Here is a 9,924-nt window from a genome sequence, read left to right on the forward strand (position 1 = left end):
GGTCAGCGGGCCGCGACGGGCTCGGGGGCCGGGGGCTCCGGTGCGGCGCCTTCGTCCTCGTCCGGGGCGCCGCGGCCGGCGAGCCGCTCGCGCCAGTGGGCGAGGACGGCCGGGTCGGTGGGCGGGGTGGCCAGGCTGACCAGCACATACGTGGCCAGCGAGGCGAGCAGGCCGTAGTAGATGGGCTGGTTGGCGAGGATGCCGTAGACCGCCATGAGTCCCACGACCGACAGGCCGCCCACGCCGACGGCGGCCAGCGCGCCCTGCACCGTGCCGCGCTTCCACAGCAGCCCGCCGAGGATGGGCACGAGCAGCCCGCCGACGAGCAGGTTGTAGGCGACGGTGAGCGCCTCGACCACGTCGTTGAGGGCGATGGCGATGCAGATCACCGCGACGCCCATGGCCAGGATGAACGCGCGGTTGCCCTTGACCTCGTCGTGGTCCCCGCCGCCGGATCGGCTGTTGCCGCGCAGACGGGACCAGATGTCGTTGTTGGCGACGGTGGCGCAGGCGATCAGGGCGCCGGACGAGGTGGACATCACGGCGGCCAGGGCGGCGGCGAGCACCAGGCCCCGCACGCCCATGGGCAGCTCGTCGGTGACGATGGTGGCGAAGGCGTCGTCGGCGCTGGCCAGGTCCGGGTAGAGCACCTTGGCCGCGGTGCCGATCACGGCGCCGGCGAGGGCGTAGACGAGACAGTAGGTGCCGGCGACGGTGCCGCCCCAGCGGGCGACCTTGTCGCTGCGGGCGGTGAAGACCCGCTGCCAGATGTCCTGTCCGATCAGCATGCCGAAGGTGTAGATCAGGACGTAGGTGAAGATCGTCTCGCCGCCGATGCCGAGCGGGGCGAAGTACTCGTCGGGGAGCTCGGCCTTCATCTCGGCGAAGCCGCCGGCCTTGACGACGGCGATCGGCAGCAGGAGCAGCAGGACGCCGATCGTCTTCACGACGAACTGGACCATGTCGGTGATGGTGATCGACCACATGCCGCCGAGCGTGGAGTAGGCGACCACGATCGCGCCGCCGAGGATGATCGAGAGCGTGCGGTTCACGTCGAAGAGGACGTCGAAGATCGTGGCGTAGGCGATGGTGGAGGTGACCGCCAGCATCAGGGTGTAGGCCCACATCACCAGTCCGGTGATCAGACCGGCCCGGCCGCCGTAGCGCAGGTCGAGCATCTCGGAGACGGTGTAGACCTTCAGCCGCGCGATGCGCGCGGAGAAGAAGACGGACAGGGCGAGCAGCCCCAGTCCGATGGTGAAGACCATCCAGGCGCCGGACAGACCGTGCTTGTAGCCGAGGCCGACGCCCCCGATGGTGGACGCGCCGCCGAGGACGATCGCGGCCATGGTCCCGGAGTACATGCCGGGTCCCAGACGCCGGCCCGCGACCAGGAACTCGCTCTTGGACTTGGCGCGGCGCATGCCCCACCAGCCCATGCCGAGCATGCCGGCCAGATAGACGACGATCACCGCATAGTCGACAGCCATCGGCTTTCCTTCCGTGTCGTCCCCCGGAACGGTCAGTGGAGTGCGCGCTGAGCATTGACGGTAGGTGGCCGGAAAGCGCCGAAGAAGTGTACGTTTCATCCACTCAAGCCGCCCCTGATGGAGGGAACGTCCATGCCGGAGCCCTCAGCGGCACCCCCCACCCCGCCGGTCGCCCTGGCCGCCCTCCTCGCCGACGAGGCACTCGGCCTGCGGCAGGTCGCCGGCCCGCCCGCGACCGGCGGCACGGCCGTGCACATGGTCCACACCTCGGAGATGGCCGACCCGTATCCGTACCTCCTCGGCGGCGAGCTGCTGCTGAGCGCGGGCGTGCAGCTCGACGACCCGGACCGCTACGCCGCCCGCGTCGTCGAGGCGGGGGCGGCGGCGCTCGGCTTCGGAGTGGCGCCGGTGTACGACACCGTCCCCCCGGGCCTCGTCGAGGCGTGCGACCGGCACGGGCTGCCACTGCTGGAGGTGCCGCCGCGCACCACGTTCTCGGCGGTGGCGCGGTCCGTGTGGCGGCTGATGGCGGAGTCGCGCCACCGTGAGCTGCGCCGGGTGACCCAGGCGCAGCAGGGTCTGGCGGCGGCTGCCGCCCGGCCCGACCCCGTCCCGGCGGTGCTGCAGCAGCTGGCGCTGCGGCTGGAGGGACGGGCGGTCCTCTTCGGCCCGGACGGGCATCCGCTCCACGCGGCGGGCCGCGAGCCGTCCCTCGCCACGGCCGCCGCCCTGGTCCGCCTCGCCGGCGTGGTCACCCCCGGGACATCGGCCCGCCCCGCCGCCGCGTCGGCGAGCGACACCGCCCCCGACGGCCGCCATCTCTCCGCGTTCGCCGTCGGCGGGGGCCAAGGGCTCGTCCTCGGTGTCGCCGCGCCGGCCCGCGAGAGCGGCGACCACACGGTGGCGGGTGTCGCGGTGGTGCTGCTGTCCCTGCTGACCGCCCGGCACCGGGGTGCCGACGCGGCGAGCCGCTTCTCGGCGCTGGTGCGGCTGCTGCTGGGCGCCACGCCCGCCGAGACCGCCCCGCTGCTCGGGCCCGGCCCCTGGACGGTGGTCCACGCCCGCGGCGGCGACGGCACCCCGTTCGCGGCGACGGCTCTCGGCGCCGCCCTCGGCAGCCCGCTCGTCGACACGGGCGAGGACGGCACCGTACGCGTCCTCCTCCCGGAGGCCGCCGCCCTCTCCCCCCAGCCCGGCTGGACCCTGGGCGCGAGCGCCCCCGCCGACCCGGCCGGCCTCATCGCCGCGGACACCCACGCGTCCCGCGCCCTCAGCCGCGCGACGGCCACCCGCAGGGCGCTGGTCCGCCACCGGGACGCGGCCCCGGACTTCCTCGCCGAGGCCCGCCGCCGCCTGACCCCGCTGGCGGACTCCCCCGCCCTCACGGACACCCTGCGCACCTGGCTCTCCCTCCACGGCAGCTGGGACCGCACCGCCACCGCCCTCGGCATCCACCGCAACACCGTCCGCCAGCGCATCACCCGCTGCGCCACCCTCCTGGACGCGGACCTCGACGACGTCGACGTCCGGATGGAGCTGTGGTTCGCGCTGCGGGAGGGGTGAGGAGCCTCCGGCTCAGCGACCGCCGAACCGCCCCGCCGCCCGGGGACGGGCCCGGCGCGGGCCATGCCTGCGACGGGAACTCCGGCCACGGAACGCTTTCGCGCCCCGTGTCGCCGCTCCAGCGCGATCCCTGCGCCGCTCACCACCGTTTCGACAGACAGAAGAGCGAACTTCCCCGCATATCAGACCAATGCTGATCACCGCTCGCTGCCGGGTCGCACGGGAGCCCGCCTACAGGGGTGACAGGGACGGCTCGGCCGGCAGGTCCGCCGGCCGGCAGCCGATCTCCCCCGCAAGGGCGAGCGCGAAGGAGTGGGCCACCGTCGCGTATGCCTCGCGGAGGCGGCGCTCGTCGCCGTCGGGCACGACGGGCGTACCGCCCTTCTGCACGACGACCCGCAGGTGCCGCGGCGCGTCGCCCGGCAGGTCCCCGCCCGTGCAGGCGAAGGCGACGAACGCACCGTCCCCGGCGGCGCCGGCCCGCTCGCCCATCGGGAGCGCCGTGAACCGGGGTGCCCCGGCCCCCTGGGGCTCGCCGGCGGACATCTCCCAGGTGACGCGGACCTCTTCGACCGGGGAACCGGCGGGCGGAAGGATCCGGCAGATGTCGCCGTTGCCGATCGCGGTGGACGCGCCCATCCGGACGAGCTCCCGCGCGGCGGCCTCGACCGTGGCCTTCTCGCCGGACGCGGCGAACAACGCCGCACCCGTGATCACTTCGAGCGCGTCGCCCGCCCGCACCGACACCGCCGTGCCGCCGCAGAGCCGCTCGGCCTCCACGGAGATCCCGGCCTCCGACGCGTCGGCCGTGCCGCCCCGGGCTGCGCACGCCGTGAGCACGAGCGGACCGGCCACTGCCGCGCACAAGAGCACACGCCACCTGCGGCTACGCATCATCATCGGCCTCCTTCCACGCCACCGGCGCCGGCCGCCACGCGGGCCGGTCAGCTCTTCGTCTCAAGGGACAACGGAGCCCGCGGAAGGTTGTCCCGCGGCACCGTCACGAATCGGCAAAGCGCCCGCGGGCGCGTGGGGCCGCCGCACCGGGACACGGCGATCCGGTGGCCGTCGCACAGCGTCCCGGCCAGCCGGGCGGTCGCGTACCGCAACCGGCCGGGCGTGTGCCCCGGCGGATGATTCGTCGCGCCATGTCCGCCTTCAGCCCGCAAGGCGGGATCCGTACGGATATTCCACCCACGGAAGACCCATGCGCATTTAGCCTGTTCCCGTGACCGACATCACGAGTGCCGCGCGCGGCGGCACAACGGCGTTACAGGCCGCCCGCTTCGGCTGGCGCATCCTCAACCAACGGCGCTGGTACGCGTATCTGCGCTTTCAGGCGGTGGTCAGGGCGCTGACCACCGCATCCGATCGGATCGCGTCCCAGGCGGTCCACGAAGCCGCTGTCCGTCTGTGTGAGTCCCTCGACGAGCTGCTCGTCCCCATGGAGCCGCGCAAGGGCTTCTTCGCCCGGATGGGCCGGTGGTTCCGGGAGAAGGTCACCGTGGGCGTGCGGTATCCCGTCCACCGCGGACCGGCCGCCGACACCTTCTTCGACCGGCTCTACGGCTGGGCGAAGGCCGCGGCGGAGACGGGTGAGGGGACGGCGGCTCTCGACCACGCGCAGTTCCCCGGCGGCGGCGACCGCTCGCACGCCTTCGCCCTGCGGGTGGTGGCCGAGACCTGGGCCCTGCTCCTGGACAACGGTGTGCCCGGGCCGGTGAACGAGGTCCGCGACGCCATGGCGGCCCAGGTGCACCGGGGGCACACCCGGGCTCAGGTGGTCGACGCCCACAAGCGGCTCACCGCGGCCGCCCGGACGATCACGACGGGTGTCGCCTCCACCCTCCTCACGTACGTCGGTTTCGACCAGTCGGTGGAGGGCTCGCTGGCCATCGGCGGCATCGCCCTGGCGTCGTCGGCCGTCGTCGAGGCATCGGCCGCCGGATTCCGCGGGGTCACCGAGCAGATGCAGGCCGCCCGCCGCCAGGCGCGCGACTGGCTGGCGACCATGACGCTGTGGCTGATGGAGTACGTGACCTGGCGCGAGCGCGAGATCAGGCACAGCGGCGCGGGCGGTGTCGGTGAGCTGGTCGGACTGCTGACCGCGCTGCGCAGCGAGGAGGCCCATCTCTCGCCGCCCCCGGAGAACGAACGCATCGAACAGCACCTGAGGCATCTCATCGAGACCGCCTCGCGGGTGGGCGACGACGAACTGCACACGGCCCTCATGAACGTGGAGGGTGCGGTGCTCTTCGGACCCCAGCGCATCCCGAACGCCCTGGCGGCCCTGATCGCGCTCGTCGAGGACGTGCCCGACCTGCCGGGACCCGGGGCGCGCGCGCCGCTGCCCCCGGGGTCGATCCCGCCGCAGCTGGGCACCGGCGTCCCGGGCACCGCTCCCGGCGCCCCGCCGGACGTCGCGCCCGCCCCGCCCGGCAACACCCCGGCCGCACCGACCGGTTCGCCGGCTCCGGGTCCGGGCGGGCAGGGGTAGACCGGGCCCTGTCCGGACCGCCGCCCTCCTCGCGGCGGTCCGGACAGGAGGGCCCGGCGGGGCGCCCCGCGCTGACGCGCCCCCGCGTCACCCCGTCGCGGCCGCCGCCGCCCTCCCCGCGACGCGGCCCGAGAAGAGGCAGCCGCCGAGGAAGGTGCCCTCCAGGGAGCCGTAGCCGTGGACGCCGCCGCCGCCGAAGCCGGCGACCTCGCCGGCCGCGTACAGGCCGGGTATCGGCTGCCCGGCGGCGTTCAGGACGCGTCCGGAGAGATCGGTCTGGAGACCGCCGAGGGTCTTGCGGGTCAGGATGTTGAGGCGCACGGCGATGAGCGGGGCCGCGTCCGGGTCGAGGATGCGGTGGACGGAGGCGGTCCGGCTGAGCGTGTCCCCGGGGTAGGCGAGGGCGTTGCGGATGCCCATGACCTGGAGGTCCTTGGTGTACGGGTTGGTGATCTCGCGGTCGCGCGCCTCGATCTGGCGCTGGAGGTCGGCGAGGTCGATCAGGTTGTCGCCGGTGAGCCGGTTCATGCCGTGCACCAGCTCGGGGAGCGAGGAGGCGACGACGAAGTCCTCCCCGTACTTCTTGAAGCGCTCGATCGGCTCGGGCGTCTGCCAGATGCGGGAGAGCAGCGCTGTTCCGGCCGGTCCCGCCGGCCCTGCTCGTCCGCCTCGCTCATGCGAGGGACGGTATGCCCGATGCGCGGCAGGATGGGGGACCGGCTCGGCGGACCGGCTCGGCGGACCGGACGCAGCCCCCACGGCGGGAGAGCCGCACGCGGCCCTCGGCGGCACCCTGACCGCCGCCTCCACCCCGGACGGCGGCTTCCAGGTCGAGGCGACGTTGCCGGTGCGGGGGGCGTGAGGGCGTCCCCGCCCGGGCCCAGGGCGGGTGGTGAGAGCCCCGCCTGCGCCGCGACGCCTGGCACGCTCGCTGCGCTGTCGGGATCGTCCGACTACGCCCCCGTACGAGGACGACCCTCCGCCGCGCGAGCGCACGCACCGGTCGCCGCGGGGCCCGCCCTTCGGGCGGACGGCGCCACTCTCGCCCCGCGCCTCTGCGGCGAGCCGCCTCACCCCGCCGCGCCGTCCGCCCCGTCCGGGTGCTCCGCGCCCAGCCCGGGCGTGGGGTCGAGGTAGACGCGGCGGATGGAGGGCCAGCGTTCCCGCAGTTGCTGTTCGGCCTCCTCGCAGGCCCATTCGACCTGGCGGGCGCTGGACGCGTCGCGGAAGTCGACCTTCGCGGCGACGAGGATCTCGCGGGGGCCCTGGATGAGGGTGGTCAGTTCCAGTACGTCCACGATGTGGGGCACGGAGAGGATCTCCTCGCGCACGCCCGCGCGCAGGTAGGCCGGGAGCGGTCGGCCGATGAGGAGCTGGGCGTTGCTGCGGCCCAGGACCCAGGCGACGTGGACGAGCAGCACCCCGATCAGCAGCGACGCGATGCCGTCCCAGACGGCGGACCCGGTGAGCTGGCCACCGAGCAGGCCGCCGGCGGCGAGCAGCAGGCCGACGAGGGCGGCCGAGTCCTCCATCACCACGGCCTTCACCGCCGTGTCCGGGGTGCGGCGCAGATAGCGGCCGAAGCCGTAGTGCAGCAGCCGCGCCTCCGCACGCGCCTGGTGGACGCCGGTGCGCAGCGAGTACGACTCCAGCGCGAAGGCGACGGCGAGCACGATGTACGACAGCAGCGGGTCGCCCGGCTCCCCTCCGTGGGTGAGGGAGTGGATGCCGTCGTAGAAGGAGAAGACCGCGCCGCCGACGAAGGTCGCGACCGATGCCAGCAGCGCCCAGATGTAGCGCTCGGGGCCGTGGCCGAGCGGGTGGTCCTCGTCGGCCGGCCGGTCGCCGCGCTTCACGGCCGCGAGCAGCATCACCTCGGTGACGGTGTCGGCCAGTGAGTGCGCCGCCTCGGACAGCATCGCGCTCGATCCGCTGACCAGCCCCGCCACCAGCTTCGCCGCGGCGATCCCCAGATTGGCGATCGCCGCGACGATCACGGTGAAGGCGCTCTCGGGCCTGTCCTCCTGCGCCGGATGACCCGGCTGTTCCGGCCGGTCCCGCCGGCCCTGCTCGTCCGCCTCGCTCATGCGAGGGACGGTATGCCCGATGCGCGGCAGGATGGGGGACCGGCTCGGCGGACCGGCTCGGCGGACCGGACGCAGCCCCCACGGCGGGAGAGCCGCACGCGGCCCTCGTCAGCGGAGGACCCGGACGCGGCTCCCGTCAGCGGGGCACCCGCACGACGCCCTCCTGGATGACGGAGATCGCCAGCCGCCCGTCCTGGGTGTAGATGCGGGCCTGGCCGAGTCCCCGCCCGCCGGAGGCGGACGGGGACTCCTGGTCGTACAGCAGCCATTCGTCCGCGCGGAACGGCCGGTGGAACCACATCGCGTGGTCCAGCGACGCGCCCACCACGTCACCGACCGCCCAGCCGCCCCGGCCGTGCGCCAGCAGCACCGAGTCGAGCAGGGTCATGTCGGAGACGTACGTGGCGAGGCACACGTGCAGCAGCGGGTCGTCGGCGAGCTTGCCGACGGTGCGGAACCAGACCTGCGAGCGCGGCTCGCGGGGCCGGCCGACCGTGCCGTACGGGGGCTCGTCGACGTACCGCAGGTCGACCGCGGCCCTGGCCTCCAGGAAGCGCTCCACGACGCGCCCGTCCACGAACCGGTCCGCGTAGCGCGGGAGCAGTTCGGCCGCCGTGGGCAGCGTCTCGGGGTCGGGCGCGGCCGGCATCTCCGCCTGGTGCTCCAGCCCCTCCTCGTACGTCTGGAAGGAGGCCGAGAGGTGGAAGATCGGCTGCCCGTGCTGGACCGCCACGACCCGCCGGGTGGTGAAGGACCGGCCGTCGCGGATGCGGTCGACCGTGTAGACGATCGGCGCGCCCGGGTCGCCCATGCGCAGGAAGTACGAGTGGAGCGAGTGCGCCGTGCGGTCCGCGGGGACCGTACGGCCCGCGGCGACGAGCGCCTGGGCCGCCACCTGCCCCCCGAAGACCCGGGGGACGACGGCGGACCGGGAGCTGCCGCGGAAGATGTTCTGCTCGATCTGCTCCAGGTCGAGCAGATCGAGCAGATCGTCGAGTGCAGGGCTCATGGGCTGACGGTACTTACAGACCCATGTCCTTGGCGATGATCATCTTCATGACCTCGCTGGTGCCGCCGTAGATGCGGTTGACGCGGTTGTCCGCGTACAGGCGGGCGATCGGGTACTCGTTCATGAAGCCGTAGCCGCCGTGCAGCTGGAGGCAGCGGTCGATGACGCGGTGCGCGACCTCGGTGCAGAAGAGCTTGGCTGAGGCGGCCTCGGCGGCCGTCAGCTCGCCGGCGTCCAGCGCCTCCAGGGCGCGGTCGGCGACGGCCTCGGCCGCGTCCACCTCGGCCTGGCAGGCGGCCAGTTCGAACTTCGTGTTCTGGAAGGAGGCGACGGTCTTGCCGAAGACCGTGCGGTCCTGCACGTACTCCTTGGCGAACCGGACGGCCGCCTTGGCCTGCGCGTAGGCGCCGAAGGCGATGCCCCAGCGCTCGGAGGGCAGGTTGGAGCCGAGGTAGTAGAAGCCCTTGTTCTCCTCGCCGAGCAGGTCCTCGACGGGGACCTTGACGTCGACGAACGCCAGCTCGGCGGTGTCGGAGGTGCGCAGGCCCAGCTTGTCGAGCTTGCGGCCGATGGAGTAGCCCTCCGCCTTGGTGTCCACGGCGAAGAGGGAGATGCCGTGGCGGCGGTCCTCGGCGGTGGGGGCGTCGGTGCGGGCGCAGACGATCACGCGGTCGGCGTGGACGCCACCGGTGATGAAGGTCTTGGAGCCGTTGAGGACGTAGTGGGTGCCGTCCTCGGAGAGCTTGGCCGTGGTCTTCATGCCCGCGAGGTCGGAGCCGGTGCCGGGCTCGGTCATCGCCAGCGCCCACATCTCCTCGCCGGAGACGAACTTGGGCAGGAAGCGCTTCTTCTGCTCGTCCGTCGCGAGGGACTTGATGTAGGGGAGGGCGAGCAGCACGTGCACACCGGAGCCGCCGAAGGAGACGCCGGCGCGGGCGGTCTCCTCGTACTGGATCGCCTCGAACTTGTGGGTCTCCAGGCCCGCGCCGCCGAACTCCTCGGGCACGTTGATGCCGAAGACGCCCAGCTCGCCGAGCTTGAGGTAGAAGTCCCGCGGCGCCTGCCCGGCCGCGAACCACTCGTCGTAGACGGGGACGACCTCGGCCTCGATGAAGGCGCGGATCGTGTCCCGGAACGCCTCGTGGTCCTCGTTGAAAACGGTACGGCGCACGGACGCCTCCCTCGTAGTGGTCACACGGATGTGTCACGGATATATCTAAGCGCTTGCTCAGTCCAAGTTACCGGGCGGTTGTCGAAGCTGTCCAGAGTGACATCGCG

The 9,924-nt window shown here is 73.3% G+C and carries 8 protein-coding genes; 2 read left to right on the plus strand and 6 right to left on the minus strand.

Annotated features, from left to right (window positions below; all coding sequences use genetic code 11):
• Window positions 1-2: 2 nt before the first annotated feature.
• Complete coding sequence (locus EAO77_RS02975) at window positions 3-1,490, minus strand: sodium:solute symporter (protein WP_147986578.1); 1,488 nt, start codon at window positions 1,488-1,490, stop codon at window positions 3-5.
• Between the two features lie 132 nt (window positions 1,491-1,622).
• Between EAO77_RS02975 and EAO77_RS02980 the strand changes: the two genes are divergently transcribed.
• Window positions 1,623-3,053, plus strand: a complete 1,431-nt coding sequence (locus EAO77_RS02980; RefSeq protein WP_147986579.1) for a PucR family transcriptional regulator — start codon at window positions 1,623-1,625, stop codon at window positions 3,051-3,053.
• A gap of 231 nt (window positions 3,054-3,284) precedes the next feature.
• On the opposite strand, the gene EAO77_RS02985 is transcribed toward EAO77_RS02980, so the two are convergent.
• Entirely contained in the window at window positions 3,285-3,953 is a 669-nt protein-coding gene (locus EAO77_RS02985; RefSeq protein ID WP_147986580.1) for a hypothetical protein, read from the minus strand.
• A 328-nt stretch (window positions 3,954-4,281) separates the two neighbouring features.
• Here EAO77_RS02985 and EAO77_RS02990 point away from each other — a divergent pair, with 328 nt between their 5' ends.
• Window positions 4,282-5,550 carry a hypothetical protein gene (locus tag EAO77_RS02990; protein WP_187283277.1) on the plus strand — a complete coding sequence of 423 codons (1,269 nt, stop codon included), beginning with the start codon at window positions 4,282-4,284 and terminating at the stop codon, window positions 5,548-5,550.
• Window positions 5,551-5,637: 87 nt separating this feature from the next.
• Here EAO77_RS02990 and EAO77_RS41220 read toward each other — a convergent pair whose 3' ends face one another.
• From EAO77_RS41220 to EAO77_RS03010, 4 genes are all read right to left on the minus strand, one after another.
• The gene (locus EAO77_RS41220) at window positions 5,638-6,624 is read right to left on the minus strand and encodes an FAD-binding protein (protein ID WP_410088210.1); all 987 of its coding nucleotides are present in this window, start codon (window positions 6,622-6,624) and stop codon (window positions 5,638-5,640) included.
• Window positions 6,621-7,637: a cation diffusion facilitator family transporter gene (locus EAO77_RS03000; RefSeq protein WP_147986581.1), complete on the minus strand. Its 1,017-nt coding sequence runs from the start codon at window positions 7,635-7,637 to the stop codon at window positions 6,621-6,623. Before EAO77_RS03000 ends, EAO77_RS41220 begins: the two co-directional genes overlap by 4 nt.
• Before the next feature lie 136 nt (window positions 7,638-7,773).
• Window positions 7,774-8,646 carry an acyl-CoA thioesterase II gene (gene tesB, locus EAO77_RS03005; protein ID WP_147986582.1) on the minus strand — a complete coding sequence of 291 codons (873 nt, stop codon included), beginning with the start codon at window positions 8,644-8,646 and terminating at the stop codon, window positions 7,774-7,776.
• A gap of 13 nt (window positions 8,647-8,659) precedes the next feature.
• Complete coding sequence (locus tag EAO77_RS03010) at window positions 8,660-9,817, minus strand: acyl-CoA dehydrogenase family protein (protein ID WP_147986583.1); 1,158 nt, start codon at window positions 9,815-9,817, stop codon at window positions 8,660-8,662.
• Window positions 9,818-9,924 lie beyond the last annotated feature (107 nt).

Origin of the sequence: Streptomyces sp. T39, from assembly GCF_008042045.1 — a bacterium.
Taxonomy (GTDB): domain Bacteria; phylum Actinomycetota; class Actinomycetes; order Streptomycetales; family Streptomycetaceae; genus Streptomyces.

Bases quoted from the DNA above. Each gene is read 5' to 3' on its own strand.
- EAO77_RS02975 (WP_147986578.1), bottom strand. From the start codon at position 1,490: ATGGCTGTCGACTATGCGGTGATCGTCGTCTATCTGGCCGGCATGCTC.
- EAO77_RS03000 (WP_147986581.1), bottom strand. From the start codon at position 7,637: ATGAGCGAGGCGGACGAGCAGGGCCGGCGGGACCGGCCGGAACAGCCG.
- tesB (WP_147986582.1), bottom strand. From the start codon at position 8,646: ATGAGCCCTGCACTCGACGATCTGCTCGATCTGCTCGACCTGGAGCAG.
- EAO77_RS02980 (WP_147986579.1), top strand. From the start codon at position 1,623: ATGCCGGAGCCCTCAGCGGCACCCCCCACCCCGCCGGTCGCCCTGGCC.
- EAO77_RS02985 (WP_147986580.1), bottom strand. From the start codon at position 3,953: ATGATGATGCGTAGCCGCAGGTGGCGTGTGCTCTTGTGCGCGGCAGTG.